The sequence below is a fragment of the Bradyrhizobium sp. NAS80.1 genome (genome assembly GCF_001908205.1).
In the GTDB taxonomy this organism is placed as follows: domain Bacteria; phylum Pseudomonadota; class Alphaproteobacteria; order Rhizobiales; family Xanthobacteraceae; genus Bradyrhizobium.
Map to the genome: position 1 here is coordinate 1 of NZ_LGHL01000214.1, position 16,289 is coordinate 16,289.

15 protein-coding genes and 1 pseudogene are annotated in these 16,289 nt (G+C 65.4%); 9 read left to right on the forward strand and 7 right to left on the reverse strand.

Translation table 11 applies throughout. From position 1 onward, the window contains the following. Positions 1-404: 404 nt before the first annotated feature. The gene (locus AC629_RS37065; protein ID WP_084809692.1) at positions 405-1,043 is read right to left on the reverse strand and encodes a class I SAM-dependent methyltransferase; all 639 of its coding nucleotides are present in this window, start codon (positions 1,041-1,043) and stop codon (positions 405-407) included. 80 nt (positions 1,044-1,123) lie between these two features. Beyond that, positions 1,124-2,305 (reverse strand): tRNA 2-thiouridine(34) synthase MnmA, encoded by a 1,182-nt coding sequence (mnmA, locus tag AC629_RS37070; RefSeq protein ID WP_084809693.1) that lies wholly within the window; start codon positions 2,303-2,305, stop codon positions 1,124-1,126. Positions 2,306-2,665: 360 nt separating this feature from the next. On the opposite strand from mnmA, the gene AC629_RS37075 reads away from it, so the two are divergent. The 9 genes from AC629_RS37075 (at position 2,666) to AC629_RS37115 (ending at position 12,481) form a co-directional block, all read left to right on the forward strand. Next, entirely contained in the window at positions 2,666-4,279 is a 1,614-nt protein-coding gene (locus AC629_RS37075; RefSeq protein WP_084809694.1) for a flagellar hook-length control protein FliK, read from the forward strand. Between the two features lie 13 nt (positions 4,280-4,292). After that, positions 4,293-5,000: a flagellar hook assembly protein FlgD gene (locus AC629_RS37080; protein WP_084809695.1), complete on the forward strand. Its 708-nt coding sequence runs from the start codon at positions 4,293-4,295 to the stop codon at positions 4,998-5,000. Positions 5,001-5,351: 351 nt separating this feature from the next. Next, entirely contained in the window at positions 5,352-5,627 is a 276-nt protein-coding gene (gene sciP, locus AC629_RS37085; protein WP_002714638.1) for a CtrA inhibitor SciP, read from the forward strand. A 193-nt stretch (positions 5,628-5,820) separates the two neighbouring features. Beyond that, on the forward strand, positions 5,821-7,437 hold the full coding sequence (fliF, locus tag AC629_RS37090; RefSeq protein WP_084809696.1) for a flagellar basal-body MS-ring/collar protein FliF: 1,617 nt from the start codon (positions 5,821-5,823) through the stop codon (positions 7,435-7,437). 32 nt (positions 7,438-7,469) lie between these two features. Beyond that, the gene (fliG, locus tag AC629_RS37095; protein ID WP_084809697.1) at positions 7,470-8,555 is read left to right on the forward strand and encodes a flagellar motor switch protein FliG; all 1,086 of its coding nucleotides are present in this window, start codon (positions 7,470-7,472) and stop codon (positions 8,553-8,555) included. After that, a complete protein-coding gene (locus AC629_RS37100; protein ID WP_084809698.1) occupies positions 8,555-9,178 on the forward strand; it encodes a FliH/SctL family protein in 624 nt (207 codons plus the stop codon). Before fliG ends, AC629_RS37100 begins: the two co-directional genes overlap by 1 nt. Positions 9,179-9,181: 3 nt before the next feature. Beyond that, positions 9,182-9,532, forward strand: a complete 351-nt coding sequence (gene fliN / locus AC629_RS37105) for a flagellar motor switch protein FliN (RefSeq protein WP_084809699.1) — start codon at positions 9,182-9,184, stop codon at positions 9,530-9,532. A 111-nt stretch (positions 9,533-9,643) separates the two neighbouring features. Further along, complete coding sequence (gene flbD / locus AC629_RS37110; RefSeq protein ID WP_084809700.1) at positions 9,644-11,029, forward strand: sigma-54-dependent transcriptional regulator FlbD; 1,386 nt, start codon at positions 9,644-9,646, stop codon at positions 11,027-11,029. Positions 11,030-11,332: 303 nt separating this feature from the next. Next, positions 11,333-12,481 carry a M20 family metallopeptidase gene (locus AC629_RS37115; protein WP_084809701.1) on the forward strand — a complete coding sequence of 383 codons (1,149 nt, stop codon included), beginning with the start codon at positions 11,333-11,335 and terminating at the stop codon, positions 12,479-12,481. A 116-nt stretch (positions 12,482-12,597) separates the two neighbouring features. Here the strand turns inward: AC629_RS37115 and AC629_RS47305 are convergent, their stop codons facing one another. The 5 genes and pseudogenes from AC629_RS47305 to ssuD all read right to left on the reverse strand — a co-directional run bounded on the left by AC629_RS47305 (position 12,598) and on the right by ssuD (position 16,282). Further along, on the reverse strand, positions 12,598-12,759 hold the full coding sequence (locus tag AC629_RS47305; RefSeq protein ID WP_168195680.1) for a hypothetical protein: 162 nt from the start codon (positions 12,757-12,759) through the stop codon (positions 12,598-12,600). Between the two features lie 97 nt (positions 12,760-12,856). Further along, positions 12,857-13,439: pseudogene (locus tag AC629_RS37120) on the reverse strand (flavin reductase family protein). 32 nt (positions 13,440-13,471) lie between these two features. Further along, complete coding sequence (locus AC629_RS37125; RefSeq protein WP_084809702.1) at positions 13,472-14,308, reverse strand: ATP-binding cassette domain-containing protein; 837 nt, start codon at positions 14,306-14,308, stop codon at positions 13,472-13,474. Positions 14,309-14,315: 7 nt separating this feature from the next. Then, positions 14,316-15,122 (reverse strand): ABC transporter permease subunit, encoded by an 807-nt coding sequence (locus AC629_RS37130; protein WP_084809703.1) that lies wholly within the window; start codon positions 15,120-15,122, stop codon positions 14,316-14,318. Continuing rightward, positions 15,119-16,282 (reverse strand): FMNH2-dependent alkanesulfonate monooxygenase, encoded by a 1,164-nt coding sequence (ssuD, locus tag AC629_RS37135; protein WP_084809704.1) that lies wholly within the window; start codon positions 16,280-16,282, stop codon positions 15,119-15,121. Before ssuD ends, AC629_RS37130 begins: the two co-directional genes overlap by 4 nt. Positions 16,283-16,289 lie beyond the last annotated feature (7 nt).

Below are 16,289 nucleotides of genomic sequence, written 5' to 3' on the forward strand. Positions count from 1 at the left end.
GTGTTGCGGGGACGGCGGCGCGGTCTGTTGCGGCGGCGTCGGGGCGGGCGGGGCCTGCGCAATCGCGGCGCCTGAGGCGGCGATCAGGAGGCCAGCCAGGATGATGTTTGATGTCGTGCGCATGGGAAAAAAACGCGCGGGTTGGGCTCGATGTTCCCAGCCGAAGTGCGATGTGATCGGGCTTTGGATCGCAAACCCCAGCAAACGCATGAAGCGTGGCAAATAGCTCGCCCGCGGCCATCCTTCGAGACGCCCGCCTAAGGCGGGCCCTCAGGATGAGGTCGGGGTTTGCGCCAAGATATCAAACCCTCATGGCGAGGAGCCCGCCCAAGCGGGCGTAGCAGACGATGCTTCGCATCGCCGCGAGAACCATGCAGGCCGAACTGCCCGCTACGCTGATCACATTACGATTTGTGGTAGCGGATCAGCGAAAAATGCCCCATCGGCGGCATCGGGCGGCGCTCGGCGAGCGTGACACCGCCGTGCCTTGCGGCCCAGTTGACGAGGCGCTGCCACGGGAATTCCGGGCGCCAGCCGAGCCGGCGCGCCAGCGGCGCGAAGGCGAGCTCGGACAGCTTTCGCAGGCCCCGCTCTGCGCCGATGTGGTTGACGAGGATCAGCTCGCCGCCGGGCTTGAGCACGCGCACGAATTCGTCGAGCGTGCCTTCGGGATCGGGCACGGCGGTGATGACATATTGCGCGACCACCGCGTCGAAGAAGTTTTCCGGGAAGGCGAGGTTCTTCGCGTCCATCACCGAAAGCACTTCGACATTGGACAGCCCGAGCGCGCGCACGCGCGTCTGTGCCTTGCGCAGCATCGGCTCGGAGATGTCGACGCCGCAGATCCTTGTGGTGCGCGAATAATCGGAGAGCGACAGGCCGGTGCCGACGCCGACGTCGAGAACGCGACCGCCGATCCGGTCGGCCTCCGCGATGGTCGACTGCCTTCCGGCGTCGAACACCTTGCCGAACACGAGATCGTAGACCGGCGCCCAGCGGCCATAGGCCTTCTCGACCCCGGCCCGCGAGATGTCTGCTGCCATGCCCCCTGCCCTGGAAATCAGATTTTGATGCTGCGCATGATCTTGTCGGAAAACCGCTTCACACTTTTTCGGATCATGCGCTAGCCGCGCACCGCTTCCACCAGCGGCCTCGTCGTGCTCGTCGCGACCTTCGCGGCGGCGCTCTGGATGAAGCCGCCGCCGAGCACGCGCGCCTGCCCCGTTGGCGCGTCATAGAACACGCAGGCCTGGCCGGGCGAGACGCCCTCCTCGCCCGCGACGAGCTCGACCTCGTAATGGCCGTTGCCGCCGCGCAGCCACGCCGGCTGGGGGCTGCGGGTCGAGCGCACGCGCACGAACATCTCGAGGCCGCTGCCGATGGCGCTGTCGATATCGCCGTCGCCGATCCAGTTGACGTCGCGCAGTACGATGCGGTGCATCTTCAAGGCATCGCGCGCGCCCACGACGACGCGGCGATTGGCGGCATCCAGCCGCACCACGTACAGCGGCGAGCCGGAGGCGATGCCGAGGCCACGGCGCTGGCCGACGGTGAAATTGGCGATGCCGTTGTGCTGGCCGAGCACGCGGCCGTCGAGATCGACGATTTCGCCGGGGTCCATCGCGTTCGGCCGCAGGCGGGTGATGATGTCGGTGTAGCGTCCCGTGGGCACGAAGCAGATGTCCTGGCTGTCGTGCTTGTCGGCAACCGCAAGGCCGAAGCGGCGCGCGAGCTCGCGCGTCTCGGGCTTGGTCATGTCGCCGAGGGGGAAGCGCAGGAAGTCGAGCTGCTCGCGCGTGGTTGCGAACAGGAAATAGCTCTGGTCGCGATCGCCGTCGGCCGCGCAGACCAGCGCGCGCGAGCCGTTGTCGAGGCGGCGCGAGGCGACGTAATGGCCTGTGGCAAGCGCATGCGCGCCGAGCTCGCGCGCGGTCTTCAAGAGATCGCGGAACTTGACCGAGCGGTTGCACTCGATGCACGGCACCGGCGTCTCGCCGAGCGCGTAAGAGTCGGCGAAATTGTCGATGACGGACTCGCGGAAACGGTCCTCGTAGTCGAGCACGTAATGGGGAATGCCGAGTTTTGCGGCGACGTCGCGGGCGTCGTGGATGTCCTGGCCGGCGCAACATGCGCCCTTGCGATGAGTCGCCGCGCCATGGTCGTAGAGCTGAAGCGTGATGCCGACGACGTCATAGCCTTCCGCCTTCAACAGCGCAGCCGTCGTCGAGGAATCGACGCCGCCCGACATGGCGACGACGACCCTGGTGTCCTGCGGACGGCCTTCGAGATCCAGACTGTTGAGCATGGGCCTTAAGGTTGTGACAGCGGCGTGCGGCGGATCCGCGTTTGCTTGGACTTTTCTTCGGCTCCCGGCGGGGACATCGGCGATCCCCCGGAACTTTAGTTCCCGAAGGGCACGACTTGCCCGGTCGAAAGCGGCTGAGAGCACCTCTTTAATATAGGCGCCATTCCGGTGAAGCAATCACGCCAGCAGCCAGCTTGGGGCAATTCTTGCCGGGGAGGCAGAAATGGCGGGGTAGCGGAGGGCCTCGGGGCGGCAGCGCAGATCCGTCAAAATATTGATATTACTTGAGAAAATAGCGTTTCGCAGGGCTGGCCCACTCCTTGCTACCCCCATCCCGAAGATGTTTTCTAGGGGTCGCCTGTGGTAGGTAGTACGTCAGATGTAGCGGCAAACGTGCCCGTCCAGAGCGCGCAGCAAAAGCCTGCGCGGTCGCAGGGCACGAAAGATACGTCCGCGAACGACTCCTTCGGCTCGCTGGTCGACAGCAACACGCAGGCGATCAGCAACAACGCAGCATCGCAGACGCAGGATACCGCTCCGCGCCGGACCGATTCTTCGTCTTCATCGCCCGCCCCGGACAACAGCCCGCGCGACAATTCGTCGACCGACCAGTCCTCGCAGAGCAAGGCCAGCGACGACACCGACACGTCCGCGACCGCCAAGAAAGACACCAGGAGCGACGCGACGACTGATCCGGCCAAGGCTTCCGACAAGACCAAGGACAAGTCCGAATCCTCCGGCACCAAGTCGGCGGACAAGTCCGACGACACCAATGGGCTTGCCGCCGTCGCTGATGCTTCGGCGACCGCGCAGACCGACGCGGCGCAAGCCGCTTCGCCCGATCCGAACGCGATCGTCGTTGCCGCGCCCGCGGTGCCGGTCGATCCGAATGCGGCCGCGAACCAGGCCGCCAGCAACGCCTCTTCACCGCTGACGATCGCCGCCGCCGGCATTGCCGCCAGCGCCTCCACCGCGGCGCAGATCGCCGGCACCAAGACCGATACCGCCACGGCGGGCGACAAGAGCGCCAAGACCGCCGGCGCCAAGGTCGATGCCGACACAGCGGGAACGTTGGGGGATGCCGCGACCGGCACGACTGATCCGGTTGCGACCGATGCCAAGACAAATAGCGGGCTGATCGCCGCCGTCGACCAGCGCACGCCCAAAACCTCGTTCAAGGCTGCCGCCACCGCGCAACCACAAACCGATGTCTCCAATATCGGCCAGGACGCGGGCAAGGCGAACGCCACCGCCACGCAGATTCCGGCGACCGCAACGACCGCCAACGCCGCCGCACATCCGCAAGCCGCCCAGCCGCAAGGCGACGCCGGCGCGACCGACGCGAAGGCCGGCGTCTCCGACCGCACCGCTGACACCACGTCTGGCTCGCCAACCGCACATGCTCATGCGGGCACGCAGGCCATCGCCACGCCGACCGACACCAGTGCGCAGGCCGCCTCCGCGATTCCCGCGCCGCTGACCACGACGACCTCGACTGCGACCGCATCGACCGCAACGCTCACCGCGACCGCCGCAAACGCCACGGCCGTGCCGATCAACGGCGTGCCGATCGAGATCGCGGCGGCCGCGCGCGCCGGCAAGACGCGCTTCGACATCAGCCTCGACCCGATCGATCTCGGACGCATCGACGTCCGCATCAATGTTGACCGCAACGGCCAGGTCACCTCGCATCTGACGGTCGAGAAGCCGGAGACGCTGCAGATGCTGCGACAGGACGCGCCGCAATTGCAGCGCGCGCTCGACGATGCCGGCTTCAAGACCGGCAGCAACGGGCTGTCTTTCAGCCTGCGCGACCAGAATTCATCGGGTCAGAATTTTGACCAGAGCAACGACAATGGCGGCAATGCCCGCCGGCTGATCATCAGCGAGGACGACACCGTTGCTGCTGCGCCCGCCGGGCGCGGCTACGGCCGCATGCTCGGATCGAGCAGCGGCGTCGACATCAGAGTGTGAGGAGTATTCGCAAATGACCACCACGAATGCCACCACCGCCCCGACACCCGTCTCCGGGACGACCGACATCCCGAAATCGTCGGGCTCCCTGAGCTCGACCACGGGATCGACGCTCGCCGGCAATTTCCAGACCTTCCTGACGCTGCTGACCACGCAGCTGCAGAACCAGAACCCGCTCGATCCGCTCGACACCAACCAGTTCACCCAGCAGCTGGTGCAGTTCGCCGGCGTCGAGCAGCAGCTCAAGACCAACGACTCGCTCTCCCAGCTCGTCACACTGCAGCAGACCACGCAGGCGACCCAGGCGCTCGGCTTCGTCGGCAAGACCGCAGTCGTCGACGGCACCACCGCGACGATGTCTAAATCGTCGGCGACCTGGCATCTCAGCGTTCCTTCGAGCGCTACCGTCGACATCTCGATCGCCAACAGCGCTGGCCAGACCGTTTTCACCGGTAAATATACGGCCGGCGCCGGCAGCGACATTCCGTTCACCTGGAACGGCCAGGGCAATGACGGCACGCAGTGGCCCGACGGCAAGTACACGATCTCGGCGACGGGCAAGGATATCGCGGGCAACAATGTCGGCATTGCCGCGCAAGTGCAGGGCGTGGTGTCGTCGGTCGACCTGACCCAGTCGCCGCCGTTGCTCACGATTGACGGCAACAGCTACACACTGAGTCAGGTGAAGACCATCGTCGCTACCAGCAGCTCCGGCAGCTAAGGCGGCGCGGCACATACGGTGTCGTCCCCGCGAAGGAAGTAGTTTGAGCATAAGACGGTAACCCCGAGTCTTCGTAAGAACTACTCCCTGGGGTTATGGGTCCATGGCTCGCGCGCCCCGGGACGACAGTTGAAGGCTTGGCGACGTCACCGCGGGCCGCGTTTTGTTAGTAAAGTATTTACCTTCTGACCGCTCGGCCGGCTCGGACCATGGTGTCCCGCCCTCCGGGCCGGCTGTGTTGCGGCCATTTTCAACGAGAATTGTATTGAAGCCTTAGGCTTAGCGGATTTTTAAGTCGCCGGGGTTACGGTTACGGCGTGAGTTCAGTGGTTGAGAGTTTGTGAGTACGCCATGACAGAACCCCATCGCCCGAGGGTAAAATACGTCATCGGGCCGGACGGCAGTCCGCTGACGATTGCGGATCTACCTGCACCCGGCACCAAACGCTGGGTCATCCGCCGTAAGGCCGAAGTCGTCGCTGCTGTTCGTGGCGGACTTCTCTCCCTCGAGGAGGCCTGCAGCCGATATACCCTGACGGTCGACGAATTCCTCTCCTGGCAGTTTTCCATCGACCAGCACGGTCTGGCGGGTCTTCGCACTACCCGCATCCAGCAATATCGCCAGTAAGCGATCCGGAAATCTGCGACTTCTAACGAAAATCGGCCTCGCCGCGCGAGGCCGATTTTTTTCATGTCCTCATCTCGGCGCCACTTTTGTCCGACCTCTTAATCTTCGTTAACCATATCGAAACCATCACCTAGGCAATAATTGCCCAGTCGGCCTTTCCAGTGAAAGCGGCCGAATCTGTTGGGGCGGTTGCTTGCAAGGTCTGGTTGACTTCCTGAAAGGTATCGGCGCCGCCCGGTTCGGGGCAATGATCGCGGTCACCGCCGCGCTCATCGGCTTCTTCGCGTTCGTCATCATGCGCGTGACCACGCCGCAGATGACGACGCTGTTCACCGACCTCAGCGTCGAAGATTCGTCCAGTATTATCAAAGATCTGGAACGCCAGGGCATCCAGTTCGAGCTGCGCAATGAGGGCACCATCATCATGGTGCCCAAGGACAAGGTCACCCGTCTCAGGATGAAGCTCGCCGAGGGCGGCCTGCCCAAGGGCGGCGGCGTCGGCTACGAGGTGTTCGACAAGTCGGACGCGCTTGGCACCACCAGCTTCGTCCAGAACATCAACCATCTCCGCGCACTGGAAGGCGAGCTCGCCCGCACCATCCGCGCCATCGACCGCATCCAGGCCGCCCGCGTTCACCTCGTGCTGCCGGAGCGCCCGCTCTTCTCGCGCGAGGCGCCGGAGCCGTCGGCCTCGATCGTGGTGCGCGTCCGCGGCTCGCTCGAAGCGCAGCAGATCCGCGCCATCCGTCACCTCGTCGCCTCGGCCGTGAACGGGCTGAAGCCGCAGCGGGTCTCGATCGTCGACGAGGCCGGCCAGCTGCTCGCCGACGGCGCCGCGACCGATCCGGAGCAGGCGATCGGGGACGAGCGCCGCATCGCCTTCGAGAAGCGGATGCGCAAGCAGGTCGAGGACATCGTCTCCTCCGTGGTCGGCTCAGGCCGCGCCCGCGTGCAGCTCTCCGCCGATTTCGACTTCAACAAGGTCACCCAGACCTCGGACAAGTTCGACCCCGAAGGCCGCGTGCTGCGCTCGAGCCAGACCCGCGAAGAGCAGAGCATGACGGCCGACAACAACGGTCAGGTCACCGTCAACAACGAGCTGCCCGGCAACCAGCAGAACAGCGGTCAGACGGCGAAGGACCAGAGCAAGAAGACCGAAGAGACCAACAATTACGAGATCTCCCGCACCACCAAGACCGAGGTGACCGAGGCCGGCCGGGTCAACCGCATCTCGGTCGCGGTACTGGTCGACGGCATCTATTCCAAGAATGACAAAGGCGAGCTCGCCTATCAGGACCGCACCAAGGAGCAGCTCGACCGCATCGCCGCCCTGGTGCGTTCGGCGATCGGCTTCGACCAGAAGCGCGGCGACCAGGTCGAGGTCGTCAATCTGCGCTTTGCCGATGCGCCCTCCACCGCCCCGATCGGCGAGCCCTCCGGCTTCCTCGGCATGCTCCAGTTCACCAAGGACGATGTCATGTACTTCGTCGAGCTCGGCGTGATGATGCTGCTCGGCCTCGTCGTGCTGTTCCTGGTGATCCGCCCGCTGGTCAAGCGCATCCTGGCTTCCGACGAAGTCGCCGCCGCCATCAGCGGCGTCCTCGCCGGCCCGACCGCCACGGAAGAGGCCGCTCCGGCGGCCGGTGGCCAGCAGCTCCTGCCGGGCGGCGCCGCGAGCGCGATCGACGTCGCCACCATCCAGGGCCAGGTCCACGCCCAGTCCGTTCATCGCGTCGGCGAGCTCGCCGAGCGCAACCCCAACGAAACCGTCGCCATCATCCGCCAGTGGCTCGCCGAGCCCGCCAAATGACCCAAGCCAAGTGAATCAAGAAGTGATCTGACATGGCCAGCCTGCAAAGCGCCAACACGAACGACATCACCAGCGTGATCTCTACGCTCGGTCAGCGCGCCGGCAATCGTGCGGGCAAGGTCCAAGCACTGTCCGGCTCGAAGCGCGCCGCGATCCTGATGCTGGCGCTGGGCGAGCAGTATGGTGGCAAGATCTGGGGCCTGCTCGATGACGACGAGGTGCGCCAGCTCTCGCTGGAAATGTCGACGCTCGGCACCGTCGAGGTCGACACCGTCGAGGACATGCTGCTTGAATTCGTCTCGCGCATGTCGGCTTCGGGCGCGCTGATGGGCAATTTCGACGCCACCGAGCGCCTGCTGCAGCAGTACCTGCCGCCGGAGCGCGTCAACGGCATCATGGACGAGATCCGCGGCCCCGCGGGGCGCAACATGTGGGAGAAGCTCTCCAACGTGCAGGAAGAGGTTCTCGCCAACTATCTCAAGAACGAATACCCGCAGACCATCGCCGTGGTGCTTTCGAAGCTGAAGTCGGAGCACGCCGCCCGCGTGCTCGGCATCCTGCCAGAGGAGCTCGCGCTCGACGTCGTCAACCGCATGCTGAAGATGGAAGCGGTGCAGAAGGAGGTGATCGAGAGCGTGGAGAAGACGCTGCGCACCGAATTCATGTCCAACCTGTCGCAGACCCGCCGCCGCGACGCCCACGAGGTGATGGCGGAAATCTTCAACAATTTCGACCGCCAGACCGAAACCCGCTTCATCACCTCGCTGGAAGAGGACAACCGTGAATCGGCCGAGCGCATCAAGGCCCTGATGTTCACCTTCGACGACCTCGTGAAGCTCGACTCCGGCTCGGCCCAGACCCTGATGCGCAACGTCGACAAGGACAAGCTCGGCGTCGCGCTCAAGAGCGCCAACGAGGACGTCCGCAACTTCTTCTTCGGCAACATGTCCTCGCGCGCGGCCAAGATGCTCCAGGACGACATGGCGGCAATGGGCCCGGTGCGCCTGCGCGACGTCGACGAGGCCCAGGCACTACTGGTCAACCTCGCCAAGGACCTCGCCGCCAAGGGCGAGATCATGCTGACCAAGAACCGCGCCGACGACGAGCTGGTGTACTGATGGCCGCTCCGGCAAAATTCCTGTTCGATACCGACTTCGCAGCGCCCGAGCGGACGACGCGCGAGAAGGCCGCGACTGCGGCCGAGATCGCCCAGAAAGTCGCGGAAGCCGAGGCGCGCGCCTACCAGGACGGCTTTGCCGCCGGCCAGCGCGAGGCCAAGGCCGAGAGCGACCGCCGCGTCGCGCTCGCCATGGAAGAGATCAACATAGGTATCCGGGGCATCGCGTCCGGCATCGGCAGTATCGAGTCCAAGATGGAGACCGAAGCGGTCGACGTCGCGGTCGCAGTGGCGCGCAAGCTGTGCGCCGACCTGGTCGCCGCCGAGCCGCTCGGCGAGATCATGGCGCTGGTGCGCGACTGCTTCTCGCATCTGGTGGCGACGCCGCATCTCGTCGTCCGCATCAACGACGCGCTCTACGACGCCGCGCGGGAGAAGATCGAACGGCTTGCCAAGCAGAGCGGCTTCGAGGGCCGGCTGGTTATCCTGGCCGAGCCTGAAATTGCCACCGGCGACTGCCGGATCGAATGGGCCGATGGCGGCGTCGTGCTGGAGCGCGGCGCCATCGCAGCCAAGATCGACGAAATGGTCGGACGCTATATCGCGTCCCGGAGGGGGAGCTAAGCCATGAGCGACACCGACGGACAGGTCCCGCTGCCCGATCTCAACGGCCCGTTGCCGCCGGCTAGCGCGGACATCGGCTATAACGAGGACGAATATGCGGCGCGCGTCGCCGCCGACCTCGAAGCCGTGTTCGACGTTCCGGTGCAGGTCTCGGCCGTGCTCGGCCGCTCCAAGATGGATGTCGGCGAGCTCCTGAAGCTCGGACCCGGCACCGTGCTCGAGCTCGACCGCCGCGTCGGCGAGGCCATCGACATCTACGTCAACAACAAGCTGGTCGCCCGCGGCGAGGTCGTCCTGGTCGAGGACAAGCTCGGCGTGACCATGACCGAAATCATCAAGACTGAACGCACGTGATTATCTTGAGCATGAACTTGTCGGAAGACCGCTTCGCGCTTTTCCGGATCATGCTGGTGCAATCGCAAGGAATGACGCGCGACAGCGCGACCAGACGGACAGGAGACTGACATGCGGCTTCTCATCGTTGGTACATTGAAGGGCCAGCTCACCACCGCCACCAAGATCGCGATGGAGAACGGCGCCACTGTGACCCATGCGGAGGATCACGAGCAGGCGATGCGCGTGGTGCGCGGCGGCAAGGGCGCCGACCTCTTGCTGGTCGACGTCGCCCTCGACATCCGCGACCTCGTGATGCGGCTGGAAGCCGAGCACATCCACGCTCCGATCGTCGCCTGCGGCATCACAAACGACGCCCGCGCCGCGGTCGCTGCGATCCATGCCGGCGCCAAGGAATACATCCCGCTGCCGCCGGAGCCGGAGCTGATCGCCGCGGTGCTGGCCGCGGTCGCCAACGATTCCCGCGAGCTGGTCTATCGCGACGAAGCCATGGCACGCGTGATCAAGCTCGCGCAGCAGATCGCAGGCTCCGACGCCTCGGTGATGATCACCGGCGAATCCGGCACGGGCAAGGAAGTTCTGGCCCGCTACGTCCACACCCGCTCTGCCCGCGCTAAGCGTCCTTTCATCTCCATCAACTGCGCCGCGATCCCCGAGCATCTGCTGGAGTCCGAGCTGTTCGGCCACGAGAAGGGCGCCTTCACCGGCGCGGTCGCCCGCCGTATCGGCAAATTCGAGGAGGCCACCGGCGGTACGCTGCTGCTCGACGAAATCTCGGAGATGGACGTCCGCCTGCAATCGAAGCTGCTCCGCGCGATCCAGGAGCGCGTGATCGACCGCGTCGGCGGCACCAAGCCGGTGCCCGTCGACATCCGCATCATCGCGACCTCGAACCGCAACCTCACTGACGCCGTGCGCGAGGGCACGTTCCGCGAGGACCTCCTGTTCCGCCTCAACGTCGTGAACCTGAAGATCCCGCCGCTGCGCGAGCGTCCCGCCGACATTCTGGAGCTCGCCCAGCACTTCGTGAAGAAATACGCCGAGGCCAACGGCGTGCCGATGCGCCCGATCTCGGCGGAGGCGCGCCGCGTGCTCTCCACCAACCGCTGGCAGGGCAACGTCCGCGAGCTCGAGAACACCATGCACCGCGCGGTGCTGATGGCGCAGGGCGACGAGATCGGACCCGACGCGATCATCACGCCGGACGGCGACCGCCTCGACCTCGCCAAGACCGCGCCGGCCGTGGCGCATGCCACAATGGCCGCCGAGCAGGTGACGCGGGCGCTGGTCGGCCGCACCGTGGCCGACGTCGAACGCGACCTGATCCTGGAAACGCTGAAGCACTGCCTCGGCAACCGGACCCACGCCGCCAACATCTTAGGGATCTCGATCCGCACGCTGCGCAACAAGCTCAACGAATATGCCGACGGCGGCATCCCGATCCCGCCCGCCGGCACGCCGGGTGAATATCCGCGCATGCCCATGGTGGGAGCGTAGGCGACACCCACATCGCGCTCCTCTCGTGCCCCGGACGCAGCGCAGCGCACTTAGCGGTGCGCTGCTGAGCCGGGGCCCATGTTTCGAGGGCGCGAACCGTGTGGCATGGGTCCCGGCTCTGCGCAGCAACGCTGAAGGGCGTTGCAGCGCGTCCGGGACACGAGAGTGGGGCGTGCCTGGTGCCCACACTCCATCATTGCGAGCCTCAAGAGCATCCCTCGCATAACCGGACCGCGCCCACATGACTAGGCCATGGCGACGGCAGGCCCTATAACGACGCGGTGACAACCACGCGAGGTGACAATGTCGGAAGCTCAAATCACGGACTGGCTGGCGTCGCAGCGGCAGGCGATGATCGATCTGCTGCGCGATGTCGTAAACATCGACTCCGGGTCTTATGACAAGGAAGGCGTCGATGCGGTCGGTGCGCGGTTCGAGCGGCATTTTGCCGAGCATGGAATTCCCGTCAGGCGCGAAAGCCACGGCACGTTCGGCGACGCGATCCACGCCGAGGTGGCAAAGCCCGGCAGCAACGAGCGGCCGGTGCTGTTGATGGGGCATCGCGACACCGTGTTCGGCAAGGGCGAGGTCGGGCGTCGTCCATTCACCATTCAGGGCACGCGCGCTTATGGGCCCGGCGTCGCCGACATGAAAGCCGGCCTCGTCATGAACGTGTTCGTGGCGACCGCCTTCCAGAAGTTCGGCGGCAATCCGCATCCGATCAAGGTGCTGATCACCTCGGACGAAGAGATCGCATCGCCCTCCTCCCGCCCCGTGATCGAGCGCGAGGGACGTGCCGCCCGTGCCGTGTTCAATTCCGAACCCGGCCGGCCAACCGGCAATGTCGTGACGAGCCGCAAGGGCGGCATCTTCATGCAATTCGCGATCACCGGCAAAGCCGCGCATTCCGGCGCCAATTTCGCCGCCGGCGTCAGCGCCATCGGCGAGCTTGCGCACAAGGTCGTGCAGATCCATGCGCTGACCAATCTCGACAAGGGCATCACGCTCAATGTCGGCCTGGTGTCGGGCGGCCAGTCCGTCAACACGACGGCGCCGTATGCGGAGGGCCAGATCGACCTGCGCTATGTCGATCCGGCGGACCGTGCGACGGTCATGGCCGCCATCGACAAGATCATCGCAACGTCCTACGTGCCCGGCACGAGCGCAACGCTGACGATCAAGGGCGAGTTCGTTCCGGTGGTGCAGAGCTCCGACTCGAAGGCGCTGTTCGAAGGCTATCAGGCCGCCGCAAAGCAGGTCGGCCTCACCACGCTGCAGGGCGAGTTTTCCGGCGGCTGCGCCGATTCCGGTTTCACCGCCGCGGTCGGCACGCCGACCATCTGCGGCGTCGGGCCCGTCGGCGGGCTCGCGCACACGCCGGAGGAGTATCTCGAGATCGACAGCATCGTGCCGCGCGCGCAGGCATTGGCGCTGGCGATTTTGCGGGGTTAGTCGCTGCATACTCCGTCGTCATGCCCGGGCTTGACCCGGGCATCCACGTCTCTCCTCAATGGCGGCTGCACGTGGATGGCCGGGTCAAGCCCGGCCATGACGAGCCGAGAGAGCCGTTATGAATAACTCGGCGCGTCCGGCTTGCGGAAGATGTGGATGGGGTCGCCGGGGATAATCACGGGCTGGCCGCTGAACATCGCATAGGCGTAGAGCGCGAGATAGGCGATCGCCAGCGCGCCGACGGCGTAGAAGGCCCAGGTCGCGACGCGCTTCATCATTCCGCTCCATTGCCGTCCCTGATACGGGTGGCTCAGGCAGCGCTTCTAGAGCGATGACAGGGAAAAGGCCAGCCTGCGTCGAAATCGCTGGCGGCGATCAAATGCCGCGCCGGCCGCGCGAGGGAACGCTGACATCCGCGAGCCTTGCCGCGTCTTCGTCCTGGTCGACCGCCACGTACTGACCGTGCCAATAGGCCAGCGCGGCATTGCGGGTCGAGTTCCTGACGTCCCTGACACGGCCGATGACGATGCCGTGCGAATGCCGCTCGACGATCTCCTCGACCTCGCAATCGAAGGCCGACAATGCGCCGACCAGCAGTGGCACGCCCGAGACTGATGTCACCCACTGCGCGCCGGCAAAGCGATCCGCCCCCCTTCAGCCCGCCCTTGCCGGCAAAGCGCTCGGCGACGTCGAGCTGGTCGGCGTTGAGGATATTCACGCCGAAAGCGCCGTGGCGCTTGATCAGCGGAAAGGACGAGGCATCGCGGTTGATGCTGACCAGCAGCGTCGGCGGCTCGACCGACAGCGAGGTCACCGACGTGACCGTCATGCCGGTGACGTCCCTGCCCCGTCCGGCGGTGACGACGCTGACGCCGCCGGTGAGGTGGCGCATGGCGACGCGGAAATCGGCAGACGAGACAGGAATTTCAGTCATGAGATCGCGAGGAATTACATTCATGGCATGTTCCCCGAAGCGGGGTCCCTCTTTATCTAGGTACGATCATCCGCCGACAAAAGATGGCTCAGGATCGAGCCTTCGAGGCCTGCGAGCTCAGCCGAGCCGCGTTCGCGTGGCCGCGCCGCGTTGACCGTGACGTCGTGGGCAATCCGGCCCTCCTCGATCACCAAAACCCGGTCCGCCAGCGCGACCGCTTCGGAGACGTCGTGGGTCACAAGGATCGCGGTAAAACCCTGATCGCGCCAGACGCGCTCCAGCAGCCGCTGCATCGAGATGCGGGTCAACGCGTCGAGCGCACCGAGCGGTTCGTCCAAAGCGAGCACGCGCGGACGGGAGACCAGCGCGCGGGCAAGGGCCACGCGCTGCTTCTGCCCCCCTGACAGCACCGAGGGCCACTGGTCGCGCTTGTCGGCCAGTCCGACCTCCGTCAAGGCTTTCTCGGCGCGCGCATGCGCATCGCTGGATGCATGATCGCGGCCGAGACCGACCTCGACATTGTCAAGAACGCGCGCCCAGGGCAGCAACCGCGGCTCCTGGAACATCACGCGGATGTCCTCGGGCTGGACATCCTGACCGAAGCTGATGCTGCCGGCGTCGATTGTCTCCAGGCCCGCGATCAGGCGCAGTAGCGTGCTCTTGCCGCAGCCACTCTTTCCGACGATCGCGACGAACTGGCCGGCGGGGATGTGCAGGTCGATGCCACGCAGCACCTCGTTATCGCCGAAGGATTTGCGCAGGCCACGGATGCTGAGCGGCAGGCCGCTGGTCTGCACCGGCCGCTCCTCGCGCGCGATTCGGGCCTGCGGCGCGAAATTGGCGCGGCCGGCGAGCTCGGTTTCGGGGAGAGACGTACGAAGGGCTGTCTGCATGTCACTCTCAACGTTTCTGGAAGGCGGGGTGCCAGGAGAGCGTCAGGCGCTCCAGCACGCGGGAGGCGCTGTCGGCGAGCTTGCCGAGCAGGGCATAGATCAGGATGGACAGCACGACGACGTCGATCAGCATGAACTCGCGCGCCTGCATCGCCATGTATCCGAGGCCCGAGGACGCCGCGATGGTCTCGGCGACGATCAGGGTCAGCCACATGATGCCGAGCGCGAAGCGGATGCCGACGAAGATCGAGGGCAGCGCGCCGGGGAAGATCACGCGGCGAAACAATTCTCCGTCGCTCATGCCGTAGATGCGGCCCATCTCGATCAACTGCGGATCGACGGTGCGGATGCCGTGCAGCGTGTTGAGATAGATCGGGAAGAATACGCCGAGCGCCACCAGGAACAGCTTGGCGCTCTCGTCGATGCCGAACCAGAGGATGACGAGCGGGATCAGCGCCAGATGCGGCACGTTGCGTACCATCTGGAGCGTGGAGTCGGTGAGCTTGGCCGAGAGCTGCGACAGGCCGTTGGCGAGACCGAAGGCGAAGCCGATGCCCCCGCCGATCAGAAAGCCGATCGAGGCGCGCAAGAACGAGACCCAGATGTTGCGGACGAGTTCGCCGGAGAGCAGCAGCTTCCAGCCTGCGAGCACGACGTCGCTCGGCGCCGGCAGCACGCGCGTCGGTACGAAGCCGGTGACGCTCGCCACCTGCCAGATTGCGATGATGGCGAGCGGCACGATCCACTGGATCAGGCCGTCGACCCGCGGCAGGCGGAAGCTGCGCGGAAGCGAAACACTGTCGATCAGGCTCATGACTGCGACACCCTCTGCTGCGGACGGAAATCGCTGCCCACCGTTTCGCCAAAGGGACCGCCATTGAAGTGCAGTTTCGTCACGTTGCTGGGCTGCTCCAGCGAGAGCAGCGGGAAGACCAGCTCGGCAAATCGATAGGCTTCTTCCAGATGCGGATAGCCCGACATGATGAAGGTATCGATGCCGATATTCTGGTACTCCTTGATCCGGGCCGCGACGGTCTGGGCGTCGCCGACCAGCGCCGTGCCAGCACCGCCGCGCACGAGACCGACGCCAGCCCAGAGGTTCGGCGCGATCTCGAGCTTGTCGCGCTTGCCGCCATGGAGCTGCGCCATGCGCTGCTGACCGACCGAGTCCATGCGGGCAAAGTTTTTCTGCGCCCGCGCGATGGTGTCGTCGCTGACATGCTTGATCAGGTCGTTGGCGGCACTCCACGCCTCTTCGTTGGTTTCGCGGACAATCACATGAAGACGGATGCCGAAGGACAGCTTGCGGCCGCGGGCGGCGGCGACCTCCCTTACCTTTGCGATCTTCTCGGCGACCAAAGCCGGCGGCTCGCCCCAGGTGAGATATTTGTCGACGGTGTCGACGGCGACGTCGATGCCGGCATCCGACGAGCCGCCGAAATAGAGCGGCGGGCGCGGCGACTGCACCGGAGGGAACAACAGCTTGCCGTCCTCAATGCGGATGTGCTTGCCCTCGACGTTCACGGTCTTGCCGGCGAGCAGGTCGCTATAGACGTTGAGGAATTCGCGGGTGACCTCGTAGCGCTCGTCGTGGCCAAGGAAGATGCCATCGCCCTTGTTCTCGACGGGATCACCGCCGGTAACGACGTTGACGAGGAGACGGCCATTGCTGACGCGGTCGAGCGTCGCCGTCATGCGCGCAGCCACGCTCGGCGATTGCAGGCCGGGGCGGACAGCGACGAGATAACGCAACCGCTCGGTGAACGGCGCGACCGAGGCGGCGACGATCCAGGAATCCTCGCAGCTCCGCCCCGTCGGCAAGAGCACGCCGAAGTAGCCGAGCTGATCGGCGGCCTGCGCGATCTGGCGCAGATAGTTGAAGTTGACCTCGCGGCCACCGATTCCCGTGCCGAGATAGCGGCCATCGCCGTGGGTCGGCAGGAACCAGAGGATGTTGCTTTTGGATTGGCTCATGGATGTG